The organism is Sphingobium fuliginis (assembly GCF_015074805.1).
Taxonomy (GTDB): domain Bacteria; phylum Pseudomonadota; class Alphaproteobacteria; order Sphingomonadales; family Sphingomonadaceae; genus Sphingobium; species Sphingobium fuliginis.
Window position 1 is genome coordinate 742548 of sequence record NZ_CP060036.1, and the last position, 26502, is coordinate 769049.

Here is a 26502-nt window from a genome sequence, read left to right on the forward strand (position 1 = left end):
TCAGAGACAGGGCGCTGTCAAATGGCGCCGGATCGGAAATTTGCAATGCCGGCGGGTCTGGCGCAGGACAGCAGCCATGATTTCGGGCCCTGGCTGCCTGTTCAGGCAAGGAAAAGCGCCTCTTCACTATGCCGCATGTTCGGGCCCCATGATCGGAGCATAATTTGTGGATATAGCATAGGACGAGATTTTTTGCTGAACCGGCGAAGCTGCGGGCGTTGCGTCGTTCCGGCGCGCCTACGGGTGGGGAATCCGCGCTCCATCAGCCTGAATGGACGGAAATTCGGGGCAGGAACAGGGACGGCGGCGCTTCTTCCGCCGCGCTTCCGCGACCATCGCGACAAAGCCGCGCGCCTGCATGCTCGGAATGTTGAGACCGGTATCATTGCGCTCGGCTTTCCGGAAGGCTAAGACGCTTCAACAAGCAAGGGCGGGAAACCGCTTCGTTTCCGATCGTAAAGGGAGAGGATCGCAAGATGGACAGCCTGACCGCTGCTCATGCCGACAGGACGGCCGCCAGTCCGCTGGAACTGCGCGTGGGGGAGGCGCTCGACAATCTCCGCACCTTTCGCGTCGGCATATTGGCGCCCTTGCTGATGGGCTTCATCATGCTGTTCGATTCCTGGGACAGCATCGCCATCGCCTATGTCATGCCGTCGCTGTCGCGCGAATGGGGGCTGCATCCCGCGATGATGGGGGCGCTCATCTCCTCGGGATATATCGGCCAGTTCCTGGGCGCCATAGCCCTGGGATCGCTTGCCGAACGGTTCGGGCGCATGCCGGTGTTCGTCGGATCGGTCCTGGCGATGGCGACGCTGGCGATCGCCTGCACGGTGGCGCCGGGGCCGGAGGCGCTGCTGGCGATCCGCTTCGTCCAGGGACTGGCGATCGGCGGGGCGTTGCCGGTATCGATCACCTATATCAACGAACTCGCGCCGACGATGACCCGTGGCCGCTACTTCATGATCTTCCAGTGGCTGTGCATGAGCGGCTATGCGGCGGCATCCCTGTCCAGCACGGTCATCATACCGGAACTGGGATGGCGCTGGCTGATCGGGCTGGGCGGCATTCCGCTGCTGCTGTTGCCGGTGGTGATGCTGACCCTGCCGGAATCGCCGCGCTGGCTGGCCCGCACCGGCCGCGCCGGGCAGGTTCCGGGCGCGCTGGCGAAGCTGGGGGGCAGGATCGACCTGTCGGACGGCGACCTGCGGCAGGCCGCGCCGCGCCTTCGGGAGCCGGCGAGGATACCGATTTCCGCTCTGTTCGCGCCGCAACAGCGCGCATCGACGATCATCCTGATGAGCATCTGGTTCACGGTCGCCTTCACCAATTTCGGGCTGACAACCTGGGCCCCATCGATCTTCGTGACGGTTTACGGCATAGCGCTGGCGGACGCCCTGCGCTATGCGGCGGCGACGCCCATATTGTTCCTGCTCGCGACGCCGTTCATCGGTGCGACCATGGATCGGGTGGGGCGGCGGCCCTATGCGATCGGCGGCTGCCTGGCGGCGGGGCTGGCCTTGCTGTCGCTTGCCCTCTTCCGCTTCGAGACCGGACCGCTGGTGGCGCTGGTGGTGATCGGCACGCTGGGCAGCGCGCTCAGTTCCTTCATCCAGTGGCCCTATACGGCGGAGAGCTTCCCCACGCATCTGCGCGCGGTGGGCATGGGCGTTTCCAGTTCGATGGCGCGCGCCGCGTCCATGCTGACGCCGCTGTTCGTCGGCGTGATATTGAGCACCGGGGCCGCCATTTCACTGGTTTACAGCGCATTTGCGGCCTTTGCCTTCGGGGCGGCGCTGCTCTGGATCTTCGCCACCACGGAAACGGCGCGGCGGAAGCTGGAGACGATTTAGGCTCAGGGCCCGCATAAATCATCTTTCCCGATCGAATCCTGCGTCATGCTGAAACAGGTTCAGCATGACGCTTCTTGGACCATTACCCGCAGATCAGGGCGAATGGCGGATCAGAGGTTGATATTGGCCCGGCCCTTCAGCCCCAGCATCTGGCGCGCCTCCTCCACGGTCGCGACTTCCAGGCCCAGCTCGTCCAATATCCGGCGGATCTTGAGCACCTGGTCGGCATTGCTGTTCGCCAGTTGCCCCCGGGAGATGAACAGGCTGTCCTCCAGTCCCACGCGAACGCTCGATCCCATCAGCGCGCCCATGGTGCACACGCCCATCTGGTGCCGTCCAGCGCCGAACAGCGACCAGATATAATCGCTGCCGAACAGCCGGTCGGCGGTCTGGCGCATGAAATAGACGCTGTCGGCGTCGGCGCTCATGCCGCCGGTCACGCCCAGCACCGACTGGATCAGGAAAGGCGGCTTCAGCAGTCCCTTGTCCGCGAAGAAGGCGATATTGTGGAGATGGCCGATCTCGTAGCATTCCATCTCGAACCGGGTGCCGCCCGGACCCAATGTCTCGATGATGTGGCGTATGTCGCGGAAGGTGTTCTTGGCGACCAGATCTTCCGTCGCCTCCAGAAAGGGCTTTTCCCAGTCATATTTGAAGTCGTGGCGGCTCGCCAGTTCCGACAGGTTGATGTTCATGCAGCCCATGTTGAGCGAACAGAGTTCGGGACTGACCTGAACCGCCGCGCGCAGCCTTTCCTCCAACGTCATGCCGGGTCCGCCGCCGGTGCTGATGTTGATCACCGCGTCGGTTTCCGCGTGAAGTTGCGGCAGAAACTGCATGAAGACCTCGGCGGACGGCGTCGGACGGCCATTTTCCGGATCGCGGGCGTGCAGGTGCAATATCGCCGCGCCCGCCCGGTGGGCCGCAATGCCCTCCTCGGCGATCTTTTCCGGCGCGACCGGCAGGAACGGCGACATGGTCGGCGTATGCATGCTCCCTGTCAGCGCGCAGCTTATGATGACCTTTCCCTTCTTCATATCATTTGCCTTTCCATCATCCTGTCCCTAGAGAAATTGGTACCGGTATCTCACGCCCGCGGCAAGCGACAATGGAGACCCCCATGAGCCCTATCGAACAATCCGCCCCGCCCGGCTGGCGCGTCAAGGAAGGCGCCGACGTCGATCCCTTCCAGCATCTGAACGGTCCCTTCTATATCGCGGACCCCTTCGAACCGGCGGCAGAGGAAGCCGTCCGGCTGGGTTTCCGGGTCGCGCCGCATAATTGCAGCTATTCCGGGTTCGCCCATGGCGGCTGGCTGTCATCCATTCTCGACGTCTGCCTGGGCCAGAACGCGCAGGCGGGCTGTGCCGTTTCCCACGCGCCCACCATATCGCTGTCCGTCGACTTCATGCGGGGCGCGCAACCGGGCGACTGGCTGGAATCCCGCGTCCGCCTGCTGCGCGCGACCCGGTCCCTCGCCTTCTGCGACGGCGTGCTGCTGGGGCCCGATGGTGCTGTCGCACGCGGCAGCGGCGTCTTCAAGCTTCCCTCCACCCGCTCCGGTCAGGCGAAGTAGAAATCAAGGGCGCTGCGATGGATCGCGGCGCGCACCGCCGCGTCGGGCAGCCAATAGCCAAGCTGGTCCAGCGTCTGCCGATGCGTCACCGTCCCTTCCGCCCCCACGAAGGGCGCGTCGCTGCCCCAAAACAGCCGTTCCGTCCCGACCCGCTCGACATAGGCCTGCGCGAACAGGCGGGCTATGTCCTGATCGGGCCGGCGGAAGCCGCCGGACAGCTTCACCCAGGCCATGCCGTCCTGACAGGCCCGGACCGCCGCCTGGAAGCCGGGGCAGTCCAGCCCCTTTTCCGCATCCGGCCAGCCGAAATGGTCGATCACCACCTTGACCCCGCTGGGCCTGAGGCCGTCCAGCACCGATGGCAGACGGTGCGCCTCGACATTCACATGGACATGCATGTCCATGTCGCGCAGCCGGTGGAACAGGCGATTATAGCCGTCGGCAGCGAAATCCGGCAGGTCGGTGTGGAAAAGCTGCAAACGCACCCCCACCACCCCGTCGCGGCGCATGCCCTCCAGATCGTACATCCCGATTTCCGGATCGACGATCACGGTTCCGCGCAGGCGCCTGTGCTGCCGCAGGGCGCGGATGACATAGTCATTATAGGTTCCGAACAGGCTGGCCGCCGCGATCACCGCGAAATCGACGCCGCTGGCGTCCAGTGTGTCGAGATAGGTTTCCACCGTATAGGCATAGTCGGGCCTTTTCCACGCCCTGCTCCAGAAGGGCATGGCGGGCCCCCAGATATGGGCGTGCGTGTCGACCCGGACCTCGGCGCTCATCTGGACCTCAGCGCTCATAAAGCCTCTCCGCCGTTTCATAGAGGAAGGCGCGGCGTTCGTCGGGGCCGAGTTGGGCCGCCGCCCTTCGCGCCGCCGCCGCCTTTTCCTCATAGGGCCATTCGCTCTGGCCCAGATCGGAGCCCCACATCAGCCGGTCCGCGCCGAAGACATCCGCCAGCCGCCGGATGAACGCGGCCGGTTCCGCCTTCTGGTCGGCCAGCCGCTCCATGTTGATCTCCGTGAACTTGAAGCTGATATTGGGCAGCCCTTCGAAGATCGAGATGGTATCGGCAATGCCGAAATCCGGCGGCGGCGGCATGCTGCTGTCCAGACCCGCCGCGACATAGCGCGCCTTTTCCGGGTTGGAGAGGGTGTGCGGCGTGCCGATATGATCGACGATGATCTTCAGCGACGGCAGATATTCCGCGATGAACTTCAGGGCCGGCAACCCCCAGGACAAATGCCTGCGGAAGAAGATGATCGCCACCGGCGTTCCCAGTTCGGCCGCCGTCCGCCAGCATTCCATGGCATTGGGCGAATTCATCCAGGCGGTATCGAAGAATTCGAAATGCGTCTGGGCGAAGCGCAGGCCGCGCACGCCGTGGTTCAACACCATGTCCCGGTATTTGGCGGGCGTTTCGGGGTCCTGCGCGTCCAATATCACCACCGGCACGAAACGGTCGGAATATTTCCTGCCCGAATCGATGATATAGCTGTTGTCATAACCATAGACATGGCCGCGCTGGACAATGCATGCCTTGCCGACGCCATTGCGGTCCATCCGGTCGATCAGCCATTCGGCGGTGGCCGTGTAGTTCATCTGCGTGACATGGGTCGTGCCGCGCATGGGCGACGGCGGATAGGCGACATCGTCATCCGCGATCAGATGCGCATGGGTGTCGAAAATCGGGTCTTCTGCCATATTCAAGCTCTCCTGCTGGCTCAGGCGAACAGCCTGGCGCGCAATTCCCGCGCCATGCCGGACAAGGCCCGGTCGGATGCGCGCATCATTTTCGGCCACATCAAAAAGCCGTGGATCTGGTCGGCATGGCGGATATGCTTCACCGGCACGCCGGCCGCCGCCAGCCGATCCGCATAGGCGTCGCCCTCGCCGCACAGGGGATCGAAACCGCAGGTCAGCACCCATGCCGGCGCGACACCCTCCAGCCGGGGCGCGCGCAGCGGCGACATGCGCCAATCGGCGGGGTCCGCTCCGTTGCGATAGGCCGTGCGGAACCACCGCATCATGTCCGCGGTCAGGCCGAAACCATCGGCATTGCGGCGGTAGGACTCATGCTCCTCCACCAGATCGGTGACGGGGTAGATCAATATCTGCGCGCTGAGCGGCAGGCCTTCATCGCGTGCCCATAGCGCGCAGGCGGCCGCGAGATTGCCGCCCGCCGAGTCGCCCCCGACGGCGATCCGTCCTGCGTCGATGCCCAGCGCCGCAGCATCGCGACGGGCATGGCGGAGCGCGGCCATGCAATCCTCCAGCCCCGCGGGAAAGGGATGTTCCGGAGCCAGCCGGTAGTCCACCGACAGCATGGCGATCCCGGCCCGCTCCGCCAGCGAGGCGCAGAACCATGCGCCATAGGCGAGGTCGCCGGTCATCCAGCCGCCGCCGTGAAAATAGAGCATGGCGGGCAGAGGCGCATCGTCCGGCACTTGCATGGGCCGGTAGAGCCTGAGGGGAACGGGGCCGCGCGGCCCGTCCGCCCAAAGATCCGCCTCCCGGACGGGCGGCGGCGGCTTTCCCAGCGTTTCCAGCGACATGCGGATCGCCGCCCGCGCCTCTTCAACGCTCAGAAGATGGAGCGGCGGCCGGCCGCTCGCCTCCATGAGGTCGAGCACAGCGCGGGCGTCGGGGTCCAGCCCGGCTTGCAGGGTGGCCGCCATCAGATCGCGTCCAGCCGCATCCGGGCGGTTTCCCGCGTGGCCGTGACCCACAGGATCAGCGCCCCGGCGGCGCAGAGGCCGAATATGCCGAAGACGATGGCGACCGACGCGCCGCTGGCCAGGATCGCGCCCACCACGACCGGCGTCAGGGTGGATGCGCCGCGCGCCAGCGAACTGCTGAGCCCCAGCGCGACGGCGCGGACATGGGTGGGATAGGTTTCCGCCGTATAGGGCCAGAGGACGATGGAGCCGGTGAAGATCGAGAGCTGACCCGCGATCACCAGCGGCACCAGGATCGCCACGTCCTTCGGCAGGGTGAAGCCCAGCGTCAGCAGCGCGACGGTCGCGATCAGCGATCCGCCGATCGCCAGCGGACGGCGGCCCACGCTGTCGATCACCAGCGCGATGGTCGGCGCGAGGACCAGGAACAGCAGGCTGGCCGTCGCGGAATAGCGCAACGCCGTCGCCACCGGGATATGGAAGACCGACACATAGATGGACGGCAGCCAGGTCGTCAGCCCGAAACTGGCGAAGGAGGTGAAGAACCAGAGCAGCATGACGACGGTCGTGCGGCGGCGGAATTCGGGCGCGAACAATATGGTCGCGGGCAGGCGGGGCGCTGGCCCGGCGGACGGTTCGGACGAACGGAGCGCCTGTGGATCGGCGGCGGCATAGCCGAACTTGCGCAGCGCCTTCGCCGCGTCGTCCGCCCGGCCGCTGCGCACCAGCCAGCGCGGCGATTCCGGGAGCAGCAGCAGCACCACCGGCAGGATCAGCAGGGGAATCGCCCCGAAGGCGAACAGCCAGCGCCATCCGAGATGAGGGATGACGACCGTGCTGGAAAAGGATGCGGCGGCATAGCCCGCCATGGTGATGAACTGGAATATGCCGAAATAGCGGCCGCGCGTGGCGGAGGGCGCGATTTCGTTGATATAGGTGATCGACACCGGCAGCGCGCCGCCGATCGCCACGCCCTGGACGATGCGCAGGGCAAACAGTGCGCCATAGCCCGGCGTCAGCGCGCAGAAGATCGCCAGCAATCCCATCCAGACGACGGAGACCAGGAATACCGGCATACGGCCGAAGCGTTCGGCCAGCGACCCAAGCAGGATCGCCCCGACGAACTGCCCGGCATAGCCGGCCGAGATCAGGCTGCCCGCGGCGACCGGCGTCAGGCCCCATTCGCGGGTGAGCGAGGGCATGACATAGGCGATGGCGATGCTGTCCCATGAATCGAACAGCATGACGAAGCCCAGCAGCAGCGGCGGGACGATCCGCAGCCGGGCGGAGGTGATGCTATCGAGCGCTGCGCCCACCGCCGCTTCCGGGCCGGAACCCGTGCGCACCGCATCGATCGGGGCTCCACCGCTCATCTGATTGCCTCCGGCGCCATCTCCGTCACCTCCGCTTATTCGCCCTTTCCGGGGCGCTTATGGTCTTTGCTATCGTGAATTCATGGTCGTTCAGGCGGCGATCACGCCTCCGTCGACGGATATGATCGATCCGGTGACGAAGGATGCCGCCTGCGAAGCCAGCCAGACCACCGTGCCGGCCATCTCCTCCGGCTGCGCGACGCGGCCCATCGGCACGGATGCGGGCCGCACGTCGCTCACCTGGCTGCGGCCGGCGCGCATATTGTGCAGCAGGTCGGTCTGGACCGGTCCGGGCGCGATCGCGTTCACCCGGATATTGTGGGGGGCAAGCTCTATGGCGGCGGACTTGGTCAGCCCTGCGACGGCATGTTTGCTGGCGGAATAGGCGCCGACATAGGCGAGGCCGGAGAGCGCGGCGGTCGAGGCGAGGTTGATGATGGAGCCCCCCTGCCCCGCCGCCAGCATAGCCGGAATCTCATATTTCATGCTCAGCCAGGCGCCGCGCACGTTGATCGCGAACAGATTGTCGAAATCGCGCGCCGCCAGATCCTGAATGGCCGCCGCCGGGCCGGGGATGCCGGCGTTGTTCATCGCGATGTCCAGGCCATCCATGATCCCGGTCGCGGCTGCCACCAGGGCTTCGACGCTTGCCTCATCGCGGACGTCCACGGCGCGATAATGAACGGATTGCCCGCTGTCCGACGCGATTTCACGGGCCAATGCCTCCCCCCTCTCCTTTTCCAGCCCGGACATGACCAGGCTGGCGCCGGCTGCCGCGATGGCGCGGGCGCAGGCCAATCCTATGCCGCTGTCGCATCCCACGACCAATGCCTTGCGCCCCAGCAGCGTAAAGAGATTGTCGGACATGGAAACACCCTTCTCGATCATGATTGGCGCTTGAAGCGGCGCTGGAAAGGCGTTGCGCAGCCATTGGGAAGGCGGCCGCTCCCGATCCTTTTCACCATCCTCATTGAATCTTTATGAGATACCGGTACCATAGGATGGTTCGGTTTAGCTAGGGCCAAAGTTCGCGAAGAATGCCATATGCCGTCGCTTCAGCATAATGTTATTGGATAGCCAATGCTTTCCCGATGTGCTGGAATTGCGCGAAATCCGCTAAATGCCGTGCCGTTCTTGGCTGCCCTGTCCGCAAGCGCCGGCAGGACCCGGAAACAGGAGATTTCGTGACACGCATTCCTTATCCAGACCCCGCCGGCCTGTCGGAAACGAAGCGCGAAGTGCTGTCCGGGGCGTTCGGTCGCGTGCTGAACATATCGCGCATGGCCATGCATGCTCCCGACCCCTTCTGGGCGCCGCAGCGCGCACTGGGCCGCGCCGCCATCTTCGACATCAGCATCACGCCACGCCAGCGCGAGCTGATCATCCTGCGCGTCGCCTATCTGTCGCGTTCCGACTATGAGATCTATCATCATGAAAGCATTGCCGCCGCGCTGGGCCTGACGGAGCGGGAGAGGCAGGGGCTGGAAAGCGGCGACTTCAGCGTCTTCGCGGCGGAGGAGCAATGCCTGTGCGATTTCGTCAGCGAGCTGGTGTCGGACGTTTCCCCTTCGGACAGGAGTCTGGCGGCCATGCAGGAATATTTCGGCCTGCCCACCCTGTTCGAGATCCTCTTCATCACCTGCACCTATATGATGCTCGCGAGAGTGGCGGCCGTCAGCGGTGCGGAGATCGACGATGAAGCCGTGACCAACTGGAATCTGCGACGCTGAGAATGCCCTGGAGCGCGGGACAGGCGTAGCGCGGAGGGCCGTTGCGCGCCTGGCCCCGCCCGACCGAAAACCGGGCCGAACCTGCCGCCCAGGAAAATTGGGACTTGTGCCATGCGGGTTCGCGGCGTATCCCAATCGTGATACCGGTATCTTCAATAACGATCTGGAGGGGTCCGAGGGGTGATAGCCGCTTCGCAAAAACTGTCGGCCTGGGTTAGGCAAATGCGGTTCGATGATCTGCCCGACGATGTTGTGACCGCGACCATGCTGCGCGTCATCGACGTGGTGGGGCTTTCCATCGCGGGCAGCCAGCGCCCGTTCGGCATGTCGGTGCGCAGCGCCACCGCCGGCCTGCATCCCGGAACGGAGGCCCGCATCTGGGGCGGGGCGGCGCGGTCGAGCGTGTCGGGCGCGGCCTTCGCCAACGGCGCGCTGTCGCAGGCGCTGGAATATGACGACACCCATAATGAATCGATCGTGCACATGAGCAGCCCGGCCGTCGCGGCGGCGCTGGCGCTGGGCGACCGCCTGCGCTGCGGCGGGCGCGACGCGATCCTGGCCATAGCCATCGGCAACGAGATCAGTTGCCGCGTCGGCAGCCTGGCGCCGGGTCAGTTCCACAAACGGGGATTCCACCCCTCCGGCCTGTTCGCGCCGTTCGGCGTGAGCTGGCTTGCGGGAAAGATGCTGGCGCTGGAGGAGGATGCGATGATCCGCGCCGCCGGGATCACCGGCAGCTTCGCCGCGGGGCTGATCCAATGCTGGGTGGACGGCACCCAGTCCAAATTCCTGCACCCCGGCTGGGCCGCGCAGAGCGGGATCGCCGCGGCGACACTGGCTGAGGCCGGCGTCACCGGTCCCGCCGAGGTGCTGGAGGGGCGCTTCGGCCTCTATGCGTCGCATCTTCAGGACGAGGCCGTGACACCCGACTGGCGCCGGCTGACCGATGCGCTGGGCGAGGAATGGGAAAGCCGGAACGCCTCCTTCAAGCCCTTTCCCGCCGCCCATGTCATCCATCCCTATGTCAGCGCGCTGCTGCGGCTGCGCGAGCGTCACGGCCTGTCGGCAGAGCGCATCCGCGCCATAAGGTGCGATGTCGCGCCCTATATCGTCGGCATCGTGTGCGAGCCGCAGGGCGAGAAGCTGCATCCGCTGACCGATTCGCACGGGCGGGTCAGCCTGCAATATACGCTGGCGGAGGCGCTGGTGCGGGGCAGGCTGGGGAAGGACGCCTATCAGCCGGAATATCTACGCGACGAGGCCATTCTCTCCCTGGCGCGGCGGGTCGAATATCGGGTCGACGGGTCCCTCCCCGGCCCGGAGCAGTTCAAGGGGGTGATTTCCGTGGAACTGACCGACGGCACCGTCCTTGAGGAGATCGAGGAACATAATCGCGGATCGTCGGAAAATCCGATGACCACCGATGAGATCGTGGCGAAGTTCAACGAGAATGTGGCGGGAACGCTGACCGCAGCGCAGGCCCGGCGCCTTGTCGACGCCGCACTGGCGCTGGACCGGTGCGAAGACGTGTCGCGCTTTACCGAACTGACGGTGACGGACCATGAATGACGCAGGAAGACTCGCCGGCCGCAATGCGCTGGTCACGGGATCGGTCGGGGGGCTGGGCCAGGCCATGGCGCGCAAGCTGGCGTCGGCCGGCGCGAACGTCATGCTGCACGGGCTGGAAGATCCGGAGGAAGCCGCCTGCCTGGGCGAGGCGATCGAGCGGGATTATGGCGTGCGCGCCGTCTATTGCCGCGCCGACCTGCGCCAGGCGTCGGCCGTGCGGGACCTTGTCGACCATACCGAGCGGACGCTGGGTCCGGTCCATATCCTGATCAACAACGCCGTCGTCCGGCATTTCGCGCGGATCGAGGATTTCCCCATCGACAAATGGACCGAGGCGCTGGCCGTCAACGTGACCGCCGCCTTCCTTGCGACGCAGATGGTCCTGCCGAAGATGAGGGAGGCGCAATATGGACGGGTGTTCAACATGACGTCGGTCTATGGCTATCGGGGCACCGTCAACCGGGTGGACTATGTAACGACCAAGACCGCGATCCAGGGACTGACGCGCGCCACCGCGCTGGAGACGGCGGGCAGTCCGATCACCTGCCATGCATTGATGCCCGGGTCGGTGCTGACGCCCCTCTGGTCCGACCGGCTGGAGCGGATGATGATCGAGGAAGGGCTGACGCGGCCGGAGGCGGAGACGCGCTTCCTGGACGGGAAGCAGCCCAGCGGCCGGTTCGTCGATGTCGACAGCGTCGCGGAGGTGCTGCTGCTGCTGTGCGGCCCCGCCGGAACGGATATGAATGGGGCCATATTGCCGATCGAGGGCGGATGGATGGCCCGCTGATGCCAGCGGCAGGGCGATGTTTGAGGAGCAGTCGATGACGCAGAGCCGGAATGTGGGATTTATCGGCCTTGGCAGCATGGGAAGCGCCATGGCGCCCCGGCTGCTGGAAAACGGCCATGCGGTGATCGCCTATGACGTCAATCCTTCGGCGCGGGCGGCTTTCGCGGCGGCGGGCGGCCTGGCCGGCGACAGCGTGGAGGAGGTCGGCAACCGGGCCGACATGGTGTTCACCAGCCTTCCTTCCCCCCAGATCGTCCGGCAAGTGGCGGCCGAGCTGGCGGGGACGAGGGTCGGGATCGTGGTCGACCTGTCGACCATCGGTTCGCGCGCCTCTGCCGAGGCGGCGGGCCTGCTGGCGCAGCATGGCAGGTCGTTCGCCGACGCGCCGGTCAGCGGCGGGCGCGCCGGGGCGCTGGCGGGCAAGCTGACGCTGATGCTGGCCGCGCCGGCAGCCGTGCAGGAGGAGGTCGCGCCCCTGCTTTCCCATTTCGGCAAGGTGATCCCGGTCGGCATGCAGCCCGGTCAGGCGCAGACGATGAAGCTCATCAACAACATCATGTCGGTGGTGGCGCTGGCCGCGACGTCGGAGGGGATGGCGATGGGGGTCAAGGCGGGGCTGGACCCGCATGTGATGCTGGACGTGCTCAACATGTCGAGCGGGCAGAACAGCGCCACCCGGGACAAGTTTCCCCGCGCCGTCGTCCCGCGCACATTCGACTTCGGCTTCGCGACCGGCCTGTCGCTGAAGGACGTCCGCCTTTGCCTGGACGAAGCGCAGGCATTGGGCGTACCCATGATGCTGGGCAATCTGGCCAAGACGATGCTGGACATCACGGCGGCGCAGTTCGGCGCGGATGCCGACTTCACGATGATGGCGCGGGTCGTGGAGCAATGGGCCGGCGTCGAGATCGGCTGAACGCCTGACGCGAGATTTGGGAGGGAAGTCGTTGGAGGATTGCTATCAGGTCTATGCCGTCCAGTACGGCCATCACGATCGCACCGCATCGGCCAATTTCGTCGGCGGCGATCCGCACGACCGGCCGATGCCGCTCGACTATTTCGTCTGGGCGATGGTGGGCGACCACGGCACCTATATACTCGACACCGGTTTCGACGCGGCCATGGGGATCAAGCGCAACCGGCAGTTGGTGCGGCCCGTGAACGAAGGGCTGAAGACCATCGGCATCGACGCCGCCGCGGTCAGCGACGTCATCATTTCCCACATGCATTTCGATCATGCGGGCAATCATGCGATGTTCCCGCAGGCGCGGTACCATGTGCAGGATGCGGAAATGGCCTATTGCACCGGCCGCTGCATGTGCCACGAGCCGTTGCGCCACGCCTATGAGCCCGGCGACGTGCAGGCGATGATCGGGCGGCTGTTCGACGGCCGCCTGCAATTCCACGATGGCGACAGCGAACTGGCGCCGGGCCTGACCCTGCACCGGGTCGGCGGGCATACGCGCGGATTGCAGGTGGTGCGGGTGAAGACCCGGCGCGGCTGGGTGGTGCTCGGTTCCGACGCCGCGCATCTCTACGCCAATTTCGAGCAGGCGCGGCCCTTCCCCTCCTTCGACAGCATGACCGACATGCTGTTCGGCTTCGACAGGATGCGGGAACTGGCGAGTTCGGAAAACCACATCATTCCCGGCCATGATCCGCTGGTGCTGAGCCGCTATCCCCTGGCGCGCGACGGCGTGGCGGGGGTGGTCCGGCTGGACGCCGAACCGGCGTCCTGAGGGCGGAACGCGGGCGCTGCCGCTCAGCGCGCCCGCGCCTCCCGCAACAGGCTGGGGTCAATCAGCCGGGAAAGCGTTGCGCGGTCGCGCGGCGGGCGGCCATCGATCTTCGCGAGCCACTGCTCCTCCTCCACCATCACGTCCAGCAGGTCGTCGGGAAGCGCGCAGGGAAAGCGGTGATGATGCCATGACTGGCGAATGAGTTCGAGATTCTGGCCGGTCCGTTCCGCCAGCATGGCCTGCATTTCGCCGGGATCTTCCTCCGCCTTGCGGCAGCCGGCCAGCAGTTCGCGCAGGAAGGCGACGACCTGTTTCCGCTTCGCCGGATCGCGGAGCGTCCCGGCCCTGGCGTTCAGGCTGTATATTTCGCGATAGGCGCCCTTGGGCTGGATGCTGAGGCCATTGTCCCCCAGCGCGAGAGCCGCGCGTTCCGCTTCGGGTTCCCAGGTCGACAGCGCGTCGACAGCGCCCTTGATCACCGCGTCCGCACCGGCCCTGGCGGTCAGGGGAACGATGGTGACGTCCGCCTCGCCCAGCCCCGCGCCCTTCAGCAGCCTGTGGAGGTAGAAGGCGGCGGAGGTGTTGACGAACACCGCGATCCGCTTTCCCTTCAGGTCCGCGACGGAGGCGATGCCGGAGGAGCGCCGGGCGACGATGCGGTACAGGCCTTCCGTCGTGGTGACGACGATGCGGACGTCGGGATGCTTCAGCGACATGCGCAGCGTCTGCGTTTCGGCATTGCCGGCGAGATCGGCCATGCCGGGATTGGGCGGCGGCGGCGCGCCCTCCGCATGCCCGCCGACCGAAGCGGCGAGCGCGGGGTCGGGCGCCGCCCAGAGGTTGGGAACCCCGCCGCTGGCGGTGACGACGGTTCCGGGCGGCGCATTCTTCGCCGCCAGCAGAGCCGGCCCGAACTCCAGCACGGATCGATGGCCGAAGACGGAAAGCGGTTCGGCCGGAGCCGTTGGGGCATTGACCGCCGCCGACGGTGCGGCGGCGCATCCGCAAAACGCCAGGGCCGCCATGGCTGCGGCCAGAGCCGCCTTGTTACCGCGCATCGTCATTCTCCCCCAAGGGCGTCAATAGCGGAAGCGCACGCCGAGCCGATAGGCACGACCCACCAGGTCATAATAGGTCCCGTCGAAGGAAGGGAATGGCGGATCGGTGTCGAGCAGATTGTCGATCGTCCCGAACAGTTCCACCTTCCTGTCGTTGTCCTCGCTGCGGGTCAGGACAAGCTTTCCGCCCAGATTGAAGTAGATGCGGCTGGGAATCCTGTTGATGTTGAGGCTGGTCGCCGTCCCCGGCACGGCGGCGGTGTCGATCTTGCCGTCGTTGATGTAGCGCGCCTGGAGGTTCACGCCGAAATCGTCGGTGTCATAGGCGATGGTCGCGTTCATCGTCAGGTCCACCATGCCGACCGTGCCGCCATTGACGGGCGTTCCATTCTGTCCGGAACGATCGATGGCCCCGGTCGTGTCCGTCAGCCTGTAGTCCCAGACATAGGTGGCGAGCAGCCGCGTGCTGAGATTGCCCGCGCCGAGGGGCATGCGATAGGACAGTTCGATGTCGACGCCGCTGGTCTGGAACCGGTTGAGGTTCAGATAGGGCGTCACCATCTCCGTGATCGGACCGTTGGCGACGGGGCGGGTGATGAAGGCGCAGCGGCTGGCGTCGCCCGCGACGCAGGAGTCGAGGACGACCTGCGCGACGGAGGTGTTGATGACGCCGTCTATGTCGATGTCATAATAGTCGACCGACAATTGCAGGCCCGATGCCCATTGCGGCTGATAGACGAACCCCGCCGTCAGCGAATTGGCGACTTCGGGTTCCAGGTTCCTGTTGCCGACGGAGAAGGTGCGCACCGTATAGGCCGTATTGGTGACCGGGTCGATGATGCGCGCGTTCTGATTCCTTTCCGGCGTGAACATTTCGGTGAGATTGGGGGCGCGGACATCGCGCGAGCGGGTGGCGCGGACGCGGAATTCATCGGTGATCGACCAGTTCACGCCCGCCTTCCAGGTCCACACGCTGCCCGCGCCGCTATAATCGGCGTAGCGGGCGGCGGCGTTGACATCCAGATGGCGGAAGAATGGCCTGTCCGCCGCCAGCGGAACGAGCAGCTCCACATAGCCTTCCTTCACGTCGAACGATCCGTCCACGAAGGCGGAGTTGGCGCTGGAAAAGGCGCGGGCCGCCTCCAGCGGGCTGGGGATGGAGAGCAATGTCTCCCGGCGATATTCGATGCCGGTCGCGATGGACACGGGGCCCGCCCAGGTCGAGAAGGGTTCCGCCTGGAGATTGCCGGCGACGACCGTCTGGGTCGTCTTCTGATGCTGGAGCGAGAGGCCGGTCACATAAGCCTTGGCCGCGTCGCTGGCCGTGCCGGTGCCGAAGATATTATAGGGCACGCAGCCCGCCGCCGCGTTGCGGATGGCGGCGTTGGGGCTGAGCAGGTCGCGGCAGACGGGGATGGAAACGCCGTTCTGCGTCACGTTCACCACATCGATGGCGCGGCGCCAGTTCGCCTCGATCCGCTGGCCGATGACGCCGCGGATGAACCGGTTCTGGCCATATTGCGCATAGACGTCCCATTTGATGCCGCCGAAGGAGCCTTCGGCGCCGATCAGGCCGCGGGCGGTCTCATTCGCCTTGCTGACGATCTGCTGGAAATTCTCGGTCCCGAACCGGCCGAGCTGGAAGCTGGTGAGCGCCGGCGCGCCGGCCGGCCGCGTCGCATTGTAATTGTCGATCGCCGCCCGCGTCGCCGCCGGGATGAAGGGATTGTCGGCGCTGACGACGATGGGGGAAAAGGCGCTGGTGCTGGGCGACTGAGTGCCGAAATTGCGCGTGCCGATGCTGGGCACGGTCCAGTCGACATGGGCGTAGTTGCCCTCCGCGAAGAAGCTGGTGTCGCCGCTTTCGAAGCTGACCCGGCCCATGGCGACGACGCGCTCATGCGGCTGCCTGATGTTGACGCCGGTCCAGGAACCGATGCCGTACCCGTCGCCGCCGATCTGGTCGTCGCCCCATACTTCCCCGAAGTTGAACTGGAAGGGGGTGCCGTCCGGCGCGAAGGCGGTGCCGCGCAACGGTCCGGTGGCGATCAGGCCGCCGGGCGTCTGGGAGGCGTAGTGGACGTTCTTCGTCCAGATGCGCGCGGGCTGGCCGTTGGTGGCGAAATTGGGATTGGTGACGAACCACCATTCCTCCCGCCCCCAGTCGCGCGTGTAATTGTCGCCCACCCCCTCGTCATAGGAATATTCCGCGCCCAGGATGATATGGCCCGCGCCGTCGGCAAAGCTTGTCCCGCCGCCGAGAGCGACCTTCATGTTATAGCCGTCGCCTTCCTCCGAGATGCCGGCCTGCGCTTCGCCGCGAAGCCCGGTCAGCTTGTGGTCGAGGATGATGTTGACGACGCCGGCCACGGCGTCGGAGCCCCATGCGGCGGACGCGCCGCCGGTCACCACCTCGGCGCGTTCGACCAGGAAGGTGGGGATGAGGCTGAGGTCGACGGTGCCGACATTGGACGTCGGCACGAAGCGATGGCCGTCGACCAGGACGAGGGTGCGGTTGGCGTCCAGCCCGCGCAGGTCGGCATAATAGCCGCTATTGGTGAAGGTGCGCGCCGCCGACGGGTTCTGGCTGGGGCGGAAGGCGGGCGCCTCCTGCAGCACCGAGCCGATGCTGATCGCGGCGCGGTTCTGCACCTGCTCCGCACCGATCACGGAAATGGGCGTGGGGGCGTTGAAGCCGTCCCGCACGATGCGCGAACCGGAAACGACGATGTCGGCCTCCACCGGTGGATCGGACGGCGCGGGAGGCGAGGATGGGGCCGGGATCGGGGAGCCGGCCGGGGCGGCGTCCGGCGGTTCCGAAGCGCCATCCGCCGGGGCCGCCGCACCTTGCTGCTGCGCGAAGGATGGACCCGGCGGAGCCATGGCGGCGAAGGCGATACCTGAAAGCAGGGCAAGTCTGGTCGACGCAACGCGCATGTCATCCCTCCCGATTGCCCGCGTGACGCAGGTCTGTCGTTCTGTTCGCAGAAGCGGATCGTAGAAGCGGACCGTCGAAAAATCGCTGAACGAAATAACATTCACAATAACTGAGAAACATGCCGGAGGCGCATCATCCAGCAGTGGCGCGACAGGCGAAGCCGCGGGGGGCATCAAAGGGCTGGCGGGCGCCCTGTTCCGGGTGTAGGATGCCGCCATTGGCCATGAGGCGCTCCCTCATGCCGAGAGATGCTCGCCCCGGAAAAGCGCGCATGTCCCGACAGAGGACATATAAGAACAGGAGCTTCATGGCTTTCGGTCAGGAGAGCGAACCATGGCAATGGCTCACCCGTCCCAGGCGGCGTCCGCCGGGCAAGATATTTCCATCCGCACCATCACGTTCGACGACCTGCGCGTCGCCCTGCGTCAGGGGTGGGACGATTTCCTCGCCAAAAGGGGCGATCTGGTGTTCATCGGCTTCATCTATCCGATCATCGTCGCGCTCGCGATCATGTCGGCCAGCCGGATGTCGATCCTGCCGCTGATCTTTCCGCTGGTGGCGGGCGCGATCCTGCTGGGGCCGGCCTTCGCCAGCGGTTTCTACGAACTGGCGCGGCGGCGGGAGGCCGGGCTGGACGCGCGCTGGCGCCATTTCCTGGACGTGATCCGCAAGCCGGGCGGGTCCGCCCTGTTCGACCTGACCTGCGTGCTGGCGCTGCTGTTCATGGCGTGGATGGCGACGGCCTGGTTCATCTATCATGCGACGCTGGAAAATGTGCCCGGCTCGACATCCTCCGTGGGCGCTTTCCTGTCGGCCATATTCGGCACGTCGCAGGGCTGGCAGATGATCGTGCTCGGCAATCTGGTCGGCTTCGGCTTCGCGCTGCTGACGCTGGCGGTCAGCGTCGTCTCCTTCCCCATGGCGGTGGACAAGCCGGTCAGTTGGGGCGTCGCGGTGCGCACATCCTGCCGCGTGGCATGGCATAATCCGGTGACGGTCGCGGCCTGGGGCCTGATCGTGGTCGCGCTGCTGGTGCTGGGCGCCCTGCCCGCGCTGGTGGGGCTGGCGGTGGTGCTGCCCGTGCTGGGCTATGCCACCTGGCACCTCTATACGCGCGCGGTCGTCCGATAAGGCGATCAGCCCCCGGCCATGTCGAGGGCGATGCCCAGCAGGGCGCGCAGCGTCGGCGCCTCGTCCGACCGGCGCCACGCCAGGCCGGTTTCCAGCATGGGGGCAAGGCCGGCCAGCGGCAGATAGCGCACGCCCGTGCGCGCGAGGTTGCGTAGCGAGGCGGGGACCAACGCCAATCCCATGTCGGCGGAGACGAGGCTGATGATCGTCTGCATCTGGATCGCCCGCTGGCGCACGTGCGGCTCCCGCCCCTGGGCCCGATAATGGTCGATGACAAGATCGTGGAAGGTGGGCGCGACGTGACGCGGGAAGAGCAGCAGCGGCTGGTCGAGCCAGCCCTCCCCGGCCAGCCTGCCGTCCTCCACCAGCAGGCGGCCGTCCTTCACCCAATTCTCCGGCACGGCGGCCACCAGCGGCTCGCGCAGCAACGGGCGATAATCGATGGCCGCGGGCAGGCCGGATGCGGGCGGGATCAGCAGCCCGGCGTCGGTCCGCCCTTCCACCAGCGCCTCCACCTGCACGTCGCTGGTCGCTTCCACCAGCGTCATGTCCACCCTGGGGAAAGCATGGGCATAGCGCCGCACCAACGTGGGCAGGATGCTGTAGTCCGCCGAACTGACGAAGGAGAGGACAATCCGCCCGACCGTCCCGGCCTGCAGGCGCCGCGCCACGGCAGCGAGGTCGGCCACGGCCCCCACGGCGGGCCGGACATGCTCCAGCCATTGCCGTCCAAAGGGGGTGAGCGCCACCTGCCGCTTGGTCCGGGTGAAGAGAGGCGCGCCCAGTTCCCGCTCCAGCGCCATGATCGACTGGCTGAGCGGCGGCTGGGTCATGCCCAGCCGTTCGGCGGCGCGGCCGAAATGCAGTTCCTCCGCCACGGCGAGGAAATGGTTGAGCTGGCGAAGGTCCATGTCAGTCAGTCATCCTGCGACCTTATAGCGCGGCTGCAATATATTTCACAACCTGTCCGCGAAGGCGTAAGGCGGCCGGACAGGAACCGAGGACAGACCCATGCCGCATTATCGTTCACGCACCAGCACCCATGGCCGCAACATGGCGGGCGCCCGCGGCCTTTGGCGCGCCACCGGCATGAGGGACGAGGATTTCGGCAAGCCCATCATCGCCATCGCGAACAGCTTCACCCAGTTCGTGCCGGGGCATGTGCACCTGAAGGATCTGGGCCAGCTCGTCGCGCGGGAGATCGAGGCGGCGGGCGGCGTCGCCAAGGAATTCAACACCATCGCGGTCGATGACGGCATCGCCATGGGCCATGACGGCATGCTCTATTCGCTGCCCAGCCGCGACCTGATCGCGGACAGCGTCGAATATATGGTGAACGCCCATACCGCCGACGCGCTAGTGTGCATTTCCAACTGCGACAAGATCACGCCCGGCATGCTGATGGCCGCGATGCGCCTCAACATCCCGACCATCTTCGTTTCGGGCGGTCCGATGGAGGCCGGCAAGACCGAGCTGCGCGGCAAGACCGTCGCGCTGGACCTGGTCGACGCCATGGTCGTCGCGGCGGACGACAGCTATACCGACGAGGAAGTGAAGGTCATCGAGCGGTCCGCCTGCCCGACCTGCGGTTCCTGCTCCGGCATGTTCACCGCCAATTCGATGAACTGCCTGACCGAAGCGCTGGGGCTGTCGCTGCCGGGCAACGGATCGACGCTGGCCACCCATGCCGACCGCGAAAAGCTGTTCCTGGAGGCGGGCCGCACCATCGTCGACCTCGCCAAGCGCTGGTACGAACAGGACGACGCATCGGCCCTGCCCCGCAACATCGCCACCTTCGCCGCGTTCGAGAACGCGATGAGCCTGGACATCGCCATGGGCGGGTCGACCAATACGGTGCTTCACCTGCTCGCCGCCGCCTATGAGGGCGGGGTGGATTTCACCATGGCCGACATCGACCGTCTGTCACGGCGCGTTCCCTGCCTCTGCAAGGTCGCGCCGGCCAAGAATGACGTGCATATGGAGGACGTCCATCGCGCGGGCGGCATCATGGCAATCCTGGGCGAGCTGGAGCGCGCCGGGCTGGTCGACGCCAGCCTGCCGACCGTCCATGCGCCGACGCTGGGCGACGCGCTCAACCGCTGGGACATCGGCCGCACCAATAGCGAGGAGGTCCGCAACTTCTTCCGCGCCGCGCCCGGCGGCGTCCGCACCACCCAGGCGTTCAGCCAGAACGCCCGTTGGGAGGAACTGGACACCGACCGCGAGACCGGCGTCATCCGCAGCGCGGCGCATCCCTTTTCTAAGGATGGCGGGCTGGCCGTGCTGTTCGGCAATATCGCGCCCGAAGGCTGCATCGTGAAGACGGCCGGGGTGGACGAATCCATCCTGACCTTCCACGGCACGGCACGGGTCTATGAAAGCCAGGACGCTGCGGTCGCCGGCATCCTGGGCAATGAAGTGAAGGCGGGCGATGTCGTCGTCATCCGCTATGAAGGGCCCAAGGGCGGGCCGGGCATGCAGGAAATGCTCTACCCGACCAGCTATCTGAAGTCGAAGGGGCTGGGCAAGGCCTGCGCCCTGATCACCGACGGGCGCTTTTCCGGCGGCACTTCGGGCCTTTCCATCGGCCATGTGTCGCCCGAAGCGGCGGAAGGCGGGCTGATCGCGCTGATCGCGACCGGCGACCCCATCCTCATCGACATTCCCAATCGCGTGATCAGGCTGGACCTGGACGACGCCGTCATCGCCGCCCGCAAGGCGGAAATGGAGGCGCGCGGCGCGAAGGCATGGAAGCCGTTCGGCCGCAAGCGCCATGTGTCGCCCGCCCTGCGGGCCTATGCGGCGCTCACCACCAATGCGGCGCGCGGCGCGGTGCGGGATGTGGGCCAGGTGGAAAAGGATTGATATTCAGGGCGCGCCGCATTCGACCCCGCGGCGCGTCGTTCCGGACGATTGCCCGCGGGCCGTCAGTGGAGGAGGATATAAAGCGTGCCGGTCAACGCCAGGGCCGACGCGCTGCACAGGCTCAGCAACCCGACGCTGCATTGGCACATGCTGTAATGCATACGCTCCATCGCACTCTCCCTTGCCGCCGGGCTTATGCCGGTCGGGCGGGGCGATGATAACAGAGAATATCGCGCGAATCAAAAGGTCAGGCGTCGTCCAGTCCCTGCAATAATTTTTGCAGCGCAGCATGGAAATGCCGCCGTTCCGAAGGGTTCAGCGCCTTCAAAAGCTTTCCCCCCAGTTGCAGGCGGAGAGGCTCCGTCACGGCGACCGCCGCCTCTCCGGCCGGAGTGATGGCCAGCCGCTTCACCCGCCGATCGTCCCTGTCCGGCACCCGCTGGATCAGGCCCTCGCGCTCCAGCCCGTCCAGCGCCTCCGTCACCGTGCGCGGCGCGAGATTCATGATCTCGGCAATGTCGGCGGCGCGCGCCGTTCCCAGCTGCGCCTTTATGCACATCAATATCTTGGTCTGGGCGAGCGATGCGCCCTGTTCCGTCATCGCGCGGTCGAACGATCTGCGGATCAATGTGATGACCCGAAACAGGTCGGTCAGTAGCTGTTCGTCGGCGCCATTCATGAGGAACCTCAATAAATGGTATTGCGCTATGGTGCAAGCGCGAGCATAGGGGACGGTATTGCGATCTGCGGGTTCCATCGATGAGTTCTGAGACAGTGGCTTCTTCTCCCCCCCATGGCGACGACTCGGGCCAGAGCCGCTCCTCCGCGCTCAGAAGCCCGCGTGCACGCCTGATCCTGCTGCTCGTGGCGCTGGCGCTGATCGGCGGCGGCGTGCTGTGGCTCATCCGCTTCGAAACCTTCGGCAAATATCAGGAATCGACCAACGACGCCTATATCCAGGCCGATTCGATCACCGTCGCGCCCAAGGTGTCCGGCTATGTCGACCGCGTCTTCGTCGATGAGAACCAGGATGTGAAGGCCGGCCAGCCGCTGGTTCAGATCGATCCGCGCGATTACCGGGCGCAGGCGGCCCAGTCCGTGGCGCAGATCGACGTGGCCAAGGCCAATGCGGCCGGGGTCGTCGCCCAGATTGCTGAGCAACGCGCCGCCGTCGCGCAGGCCGAGGCCGATCTGAACGCCGCCAACGCCAATGCCACCTTCGCCGCGCGCGAGGTGGAGCGCTATCGCCCGCTGGCGGCCAGCGGTGCGGAGACCCGCGAGCGCCTGTCGGAGCTTCAGAACCAGGCGACCCAGGCGCGGGCGAGGGCCGCGGCGGCCAGGGCGACACTGACCAGCGCGCAGAAGCGGATCGCCACCCTGCAGACACAGGTGCGGCAGGCGGAAGCGCAGGGCGAGGCCGCGCGTGCGCAGCTTTCGGCCGCCAGCACCAATGTGGAGGCGACGATATTGCGGGCGGCGGTCGACGGGCGGATCGGTGACAGGAGCGTCAGGCAGGGCCAGTTCGTTCAGGCCGCCAGCCGGCTGATGACGCTGGTTCCCAAGGCCAGCCTCTATGTCGAGGCGAATTTCAAGGAAACGCAACTGGGCCTGATGCGCGTCGGCCAGCCGGTGACGATCGCGGTGGATGCGCTGCCCGGGATCGAGCTGCCCGGACGGGTCGCCAGCATCGCGCCCGGCACCGGCGCCCAGTTTTCGGTCCTGCCGCCGCAGAACGCCACCGGCAATTTCACCAAGATCGTCCAGCGCATCCCGGTGCGCATCGCCGTCAGCGCCGGCCCCGAAACCCGGAAGCTGCTGGTCCCCGGCATGTCCGTCGAAGTGTCCGTCGACACCCGTTCGGCCCGGAACGCCGCCGCGCAGATCCGCCGGGAGCAGGAGCGGCATAACGCCCGGATCGGCCGATGAACGCCACCGCCGCTCCGGCCGCGCCGCCCCTTCCCGAACGCGCCGACACCGCCGCGTGGCTGGCCGTCATCGCGGGAAGCCTGGGCGCGATGATGGCGACGCTGGACATTTCCATCGTCAATTCAGCGCTGCCCACGATCCAGGGCGAGATCGGCGCCAGCGGCACGGAGGGCACCTGGATCGCGACATCCTATCTGGTCGCGGAGATCATCGTCATTCCGCTGGCGGCCTGGCTGGAACGGCTGCTGGGGCTGCGCACCCTGCTGCTCGCCGCCGCCTTTCTGTTCACCGGTTTTTCGATGCTGTGCGGCGTGGCCGGCGACCTTACCACCATGGTCATCGGCCGCGTCGGCCAGGGCTTTACCGGCGGCGCGCTGATCCCCACGGCGATGACCATCATCGCCACGCGCCTTCCCCGTTCGCAGCAGCCGATCGGCAATGCGCTGTTCGGCGTCACCGCCATTCTTGGGCCGGTGCTCGGCCCGCTGGTCGGCGGATGGCTGACGGAGAATATAAGCTGGCACTACGCCTTCTTCCTGAACCTGCCCGTGGGCATCGTGCTGATCACCCTGCTGCTGGTGACGATGCCGCATCAAAAGCCGCGCCTCAGCGAATTCCGGCAGGCCGACTGGCTGGGCATCGCGGGCATGGCGCTGGGCCTGGGCGGCCTTACCATCGTGCTGGAGGAGGGGCAGCGGGAACAATGGTTCCAGAGCAGCGAGATCGTCCTGATGTCGGTCATCTCCGGCATCGGCTTCATCCTGCTGTTCGCCGGACAATATTTCGCGAAAAGGCCCGTCATCCGGCTGAAGCTGCTGCTCGACCGGCAATTCGGGGCCGTTGCGCTGATGGGGCTGGTGATCGGCATGATGCTGTACGGCACCGCCTTCGTCATTCCGCAGTTCCTGGCGGCGATCGCCGGCTATGACGCGCTGCAATCGGGCCGCATCGTCCTGCTGTCCGGCATTCCGAGCCTGATGCTGATGCCGCTCACGCCCCTGCTGATCCGGCACCTCGACATCCGCATCGCGGTGGGCGCCGGGCTGCTCGTCATGGCGACGAGCTGCTGGGTCGACACGGTGCTGACCAATCAGGCGGTAGGCCATGATTTCGTCGAGTCGCAATTGCTGCGCGGCGTGGGCAGCGTATTCGGTTTCCTGTTCCTCAACCAGGCGGCCATCGCATCGGTCCCGCGCGAGGATGCGGGCGATGCCGCCGGGCTGTTCAACGCCGTCCGCAATCTGGGCGGATCGCTGGCGCTGGCGGGCATCGCCACCATCCAGGACCAGCGAAGCTGGCTGCACAGCCGCCGCATGGAGGAAAGCCTGAGCGCCAATAGCGGGCAGGTGCAGGATTATATCGGCGGCCTCGCCCATTCGCTGGGCGGGCAGGACGCCGCGCTTCGATCGCTGGCAGGCACGATCCAGCGGGAAGCGCTGGTGATGACCTATAACGACATCTTCACGATGCTGGCGGTCGGCATCATCGCCGTATTGCCGCTGGTGCTGTTCCTGCGTCCCTTGCCCAAGGGGCAAGCGGTCGCGATGCATTGAGGCTGGTTCCATGCGTTTCCCCCAGACCGTCCTTCCTCCGGCCATCCTCCCGCTGCTGACGCTCGCCGCCTGCACCGCCGGGCCGGATTATCAAGGGCCGGAAGCGGCCAGGCCGGTCAGCCCGGCGGCGCAGTTCGTCAGGGCGCCCGCCGACGCCGGCCCGCAGGCGCCCGCCGCCGCGGCCTGGTGGACGGCGCTGGGCGACCCGGTGCTGGACGCGCTGGAAAGCCGCGCGCTGGCCGCCAGTCCCGGCGTGGCCGTGGCGGAGGCAAGGGTGCGGCAGGCCCGCGCCTCGCTGCGGACGGAGCGCGCCAATGCCCTTCCCAATGTCAATGCCTCCGCTCTTTACGTCCATGCCACCGTGCCCGGCGTCGACCTCGGCAATTCGGAGGAGGACAGTTCCGATGGCGGCGACAGCCAGTCGCTCAATTTCTACAATCTGGGCTTCGACGCGAGTTGGGAGGTCGATCTGTGGGGTGGCCGGCGGCGGGGAGTCGAGGCGGCACGGGCCCAGGTTGAGGCGGCGCAGGCCAATGTCGCGGACGCGCAGGTCAGCCTGACCGCCGAAATCGCCCAGGCCTATGTCAATCTGCGCGACCGGCAGCAGCGTATCGCGCTGGCGCAGCAGGCCACGGCCCGGCAGCGCGAGATGCTGCGCCTGACGGAACAGCGCCACGCCGGGGGAACTGCCTCCGCGCTGGAGGTGGAACAGCAGCGCAACCAGCTGGAGCAGAGCGACGCCGCGCTGCTGCCGCTGAGTGCGGAGCGCGACGCCTATCTGAACGCGCTGGCTACCCTGGCCGGGGAAGCGCCCGGCGCGCTCGACGCCATGCTGGCCGCGCCCGCGCCCGTGCCGCTGCCTCCCGCGCAGGTCGCGGTCGGCGATCCCGCCGCGCTGCTCAGGCGCCGCCCCGACATCAGGGCGGCGGAGCGCCAGTTCGCCGCCGCCACCGCCAGGATCGGCGTGGCGGAGGCCGCGCGTTTTCCCAGCCTCAGCTTCATGGGCCTGATCGGCATCGGCGGCACCGATCCGGGCGATCTGGTCGACCTCGACACGCTGGCGGCGATCGCCATGCCGCGCCTGAGCTGGAGCTTCCTCGATTTCGGCCGCAACGCCGCCCGGGTCGGACAGGCCGAAGGCGTCCGGGACGAGGCGGCCGCGCAATATCGGCAGGCGGTGCTCAATGCCCTGCGCGACGGCGAGGACGCGCTTTCCCGCTTTGGCGCGCGGCGGCTGAGCGTCGCCAGCGCCGCCCGGTCGAAGGCCTCGGCTGAGCGCGCCGCCGCGCTGATGCGCCAGCGTTTCGAGGCGGGAACGGCCACCCGCATCCAGCTTCTCGACGCGGAGCGGCAGAGCCTGTCGGCGGCTCAGGCGCTGACCCAGGGAACGGCGGCGATGACGGCCGACTATATCGCCCTGCAAAAGGCGCTCGGCCTCGGCTGGCAATAGGGAATTTAACCTTTCCGCAAGGCTTTGGGAGCGAAATGCCGCGCTGGAGCGCGTTGCCTTGTATCGGGCACAGGCCGCGCGCTCCAAGTTTCTGTTGTCGCATCGTTTTAGGCAGAAAACCGGTTCCCGTCCTTCGACAGGGCTCAGGACAGGCTTTTCCGCACGATGCTCTAAAAGTCCATATTGTCCGATGGAAGCGCGACATGCTCCGGGGGAGGAGTCCGGCAGGGACGGGAGAGCGCGCTTCGGATCGGACGGGAGGGACTTTCAAGT

General features: G+C 66.5%; 22 protein-coding genes. 12 read left to right on the forward strand and 10 right to left on the reverse strand.

Annotated elements, in window-relative coordinates; translation table 11 throughout:
- The first annotated feature begins 476 nt into the window (after positions 1 to 476).
- The gene (locus H5V43_RS19525) at positions 477 to 1853 is read left to right on the forward strand and encodes an MFS transporter (protein ID WP_025551172.1); all 1377 of its coding nucleotides are present in this window, start codon (positions 477 to 479) and stop codon (positions 1851 to 1853) included.
- A 110-nt stretch (positions 1854 to 1963) separates the two neighbouring features.
- On the opposite strand, the gene kce is transcribed toward H5V43_RS19525, so the two are convergent.
- Positions 1964 to 2890, reverse strand: a complete 927-nt coding sequence (gene kce / locus H5V43_RS19530; protein WP_025551174.1) for a 3,5-dioxohexanoate:acetyl-CoA acetone transferase — start codon at positions 2888 to 2890, stop codon at positions 1964 to 1966.
- A gap of 83 nt (positions 2891 to 2973) precedes the next feature.
- On the opposite strand from kce, the gene H5V43_RS19535 reads away from it, so the two are divergent.
- Positions 2974 to 3429 carry a PaaI family thioesterase gene (locus H5V43_RS19535; RefSeq protein ID WP_025551176.1) on the forward strand — a complete coding sequence of 152 codons (456 nt, stop codon included), beginning with the start codon at positions 2974 to 2976 and terminating at the stop codon, positions 3427 to 3429.
- On the opposite strand, the gene H5V43_RS19540 is transcribed toward H5V43_RS19535, so the two are convergent.
- From H5V43_RS19540 to H5V43_RS19560, 5 genes are all read right to left on the reverse strand, one after another.
- The gene (locus H5V43_RS19540) at positions 3417 to 4229 is read right to left on the reverse strand and encodes an amidohydrolase family protein (RefSeq protein WP_210769465.1); all 813 of its coding nucleotides are present in this window, start codon (positions 4227 to 4229) and stop codon (positions 3417 to 3419) included. The two genes, H5V43_RS19535 and H5V43_RS19540, sit on opposite strands and share 13 nt — an antisense overlap.
- The gene (locus H5V43_RS19545) at positions 4219 to 5133 is read right to left on the reverse strand and encodes an amidohydrolase family protein (protein ID WP_025551178.1); all 915 of its coding nucleotides are present in this window, start codon (positions 5131 to 5133) and stop codon (positions 4219 to 4221) included. The genes H5V43_RS19540 and H5V43_RS19545 overlap by 11 nt, the downstream gene beginning before the upstream one ends.
- A 20-nt stretch (positions 5134 to 5153) precedes the next feature.
- Positions 5154 to 6107 (reverse strand): alpha/beta hydrolase, encoded by a 954-nt coding sequence (locus H5V43_RS19550; RefSeq protein ID WP_037483768.1) that lies wholly within the window; start codon positions 6105 to 6107, stop codon positions 5154 to 5156.
- Entirely contained in the window at positions 6107 to 7480 is a 1374-nt protein-coding gene (locus tag H5V43_RS19555; protein WP_025551181.1) for an MFS transporter, read from the reverse strand. Before H5V43_RS19555 ends, H5V43_RS19550 begins: the two co-directional genes overlap by 1 nt.
- A gap of 90 nt (positions 7481 to 7570) precedes the next feature.
- A complete protein-coding gene (locus tag H5V43_RS19560; protein WP_052628092.1) occupies positions 7571 to 8368 on the reverse strand; it encodes an SDR family NAD(P)-dependent oxidoreductase in 798 nt (265 codons plus the stop codon).
- Positions 8369 to 8664: 296 nt separating this feature from the next.
- On the opposite strand from H5V43_RS19560, the gene H5V43_RS19565 reads away from it, so the two are divergent.
- The 5 genes from H5V43_RS19565 (at position 8665) to H5V43_RS19585 (ending at position 13308) form a co-directional block, all read left to right on the forward strand.
- Positions 8665 to 9210 carry a carboxymuconolactone decarboxylase family protein gene (locus H5V43_RS19565; protein ID WP_025551184.1) on the forward strand — a complete coding sequence of 182 codons (546 nt, stop codon included), beginning with the start codon at positions 8665 to 8667 and terminating at the stop codon, positions 9208 to 9210.
- Between the two features lie 222 nt (positions 9211 to 9432).
- Positions 9433 to 10779 (forward strand): MmgE/PrpD family protein, encoded by a 1347-nt coding sequence (locus tag H5V43_RS19570; RefSeq protein ID WP_025551185.1) that lies wholly within the window; start codon positions 9433 to 9435, stop codon positions 10777 to 10779.
- The gene (locus H5V43_RS19575) at positions 10772 to 11569 is read left to right on the forward strand and encodes an SDR family NAD(P)-dependent oxidoreductase (protein ID WP_025551186.1); all 798 of its coding nucleotides are present in this window, start codon (positions 10772 to 10774) and stop codon (positions 11567 to 11569) included. Before H5V43_RS19570 ends, H5V43_RS19575 begins: the two co-directional genes overlap by 8 nt.
- Positions 11570 to 11603: 34 nt before the next feature.
- Positions 11604 to 12485, forward strand: coding sequence for an NAD(P)-dependent oxidoreductase (locus H5V43_RS19580; protein ID WP_025551188.1), 882 nt, complete (start codon positions 11604 to 11606; stop codon positions 12483 to 12485).
- A gap of 31 nt (positions 12486 to 12516) precedes the next feature.
- Complete coding sequence (locus H5V43_RS19585; protein ID WP_025551190.1) at positions 12517 to 13308, forward strand: N-acyl homoserine lactonase family protein; 792 nt, start codon at positions 12517 to 12519, stop codon at positions 13306 to 13308.
- A 23-nt stretch (positions 13309 to 13331) separates the two neighbouring features.
- Here H5V43_RS19585 and H5V43_RS19590 read toward each other — a convergent pair whose 3' ends face one another.
- On the reverse strand, positions 13332 to 14366 hold the full coding sequence (locus tag H5V43_RS19590) for an ABC transporter substrate-binding protein (protein ID WP_025551192.1): 1035 nt from the start codon (positions 14364 to 14366) through the stop codon (positions 13332 to 13334).
- Between the two features lie 21 nt (positions 14367 to 14387).
- On the reverse strand, positions 14388 to 17303 hold the full coding sequence (locus tag H5V43_RS19595) for a TonB-dependent receptor domain-containing protein (RefSeq protein ID WP_158230100.1): 2916 nt from the start codon (positions 17301 to 17303) through the stop codon (positions 14388 to 14390).
- A gap of 334 nt (positions 17304 to 17637) precedes the next feature.
- Here H5V43_RS19595 and H5V43_RS19600 point away from each other — a divergent pair, with 334 nt between their 5' ends.
- Complete coding sequence (locus tag H5V43_RS19600) at positions 17638 to 18435, forward strand: DUF2189 domain-containing protein (protein ID WP_025549805.1); 798 nt, start codon at positions 17638 to 17640, stop codon at positions 18433 to 18435.
- 5 nt (positions 18436 to 18440) lie between these two features.
- On the opposite strand, the gene H5V43_RS19605 is transcribed toward H5V43_RS19600, so the two are convergent.
- The gene (locus H5V43_RS19605; RefSeq protein ID WP_025549806.1) at positions 18441 to 19346 is read right to left on the reverse strand and encodes a LysR family transcriptional regulator; all 906 of its coding nucleotides are present in this window, start codon (positions 19344 to 19346) and stop codon (positions 18441 to 18443) included.
- Positions 19347 to 19446: 100 nt separating this feature from the next.
- On the opposite strand from H5V43_RS19605, the gene ilvD reads away from it, so the two are divergent.
- Positions 19447 to 21300: a dihydroxy-acid dehydratase gene (gene ilvD, locus H5V43_RS19610; protein ID WP_044660624.1), complete on the forward strand. Its 1854-nt coding sequence runs from the start codon at positions 19447 to 19449 to the stop codon at positions 21298 to 21300.
- A 247-nt stretch (positions 21301 to 21547) separates the two neighbouring features.
- Here the strand turns inward: ilvD and H5V43_RS19620 are convergent, their stop codons facing one another.
- Entirely contained in the window at positions 21548 to 21979 is a 432-nt protein-coding gene (locus tag H5V43_RS19620) for a MarR family winged helix-turn-helix transcriptional regulator (RefSeq protein WP_025549807.1), read from the reverse strand.
- A gap of 95 nt (positions 21980 to 22074) precedes the next feature.
- Here H5V43_RS19620 and H5V43_RS19625 point away from each other — a divergent pair, with 95 nt between their 5' ends.
- From H5V43_RS19625 to H5V43_RS19635, 3 genes are read left to right on the forward strand one after another with little or no spacing between them, the layout of a single operon-like run.
- Entirely contained in the window at positions 22075 to 23226 is a 1152-nt protein-coding gene (locus H5V43_RS19625; protein ID WP_025549808.1) for an HlyD family secretion protein, read from the forward strand.
- On the forward strand, positions 23223 to 24779 hold the full coding sequence (locus tag H5V43_RS19630; RefSeq protein WP_025549809.1) for a DHA2 family efflux MFS transporter permease subunit: 1557 nt from the start codon (positions 23223 to 23225) through the stop codon (positions 24777 to 24779). The genes H5V43_RS19625 and H5V43_RS19630 overlap by 4 nt, the downstream gene beginning before the upstream one ends.
- A 10-nt stretch (positions 24780 to 24789) precedes the next feature.
- On the forward strand, positions 24790 to 26229 hold the full coding sequence (locus H5V43_RS19635) for an efflux transporter outer membrane subunit (RefSeq protein ID WP_025549810.1): 1440 nt from the start codon (positions 24790 to 24792) through the stop codon (positions 26227 to 26229).
- Positions 26230 to 26502: the final 273 nt, after the last annotated feature.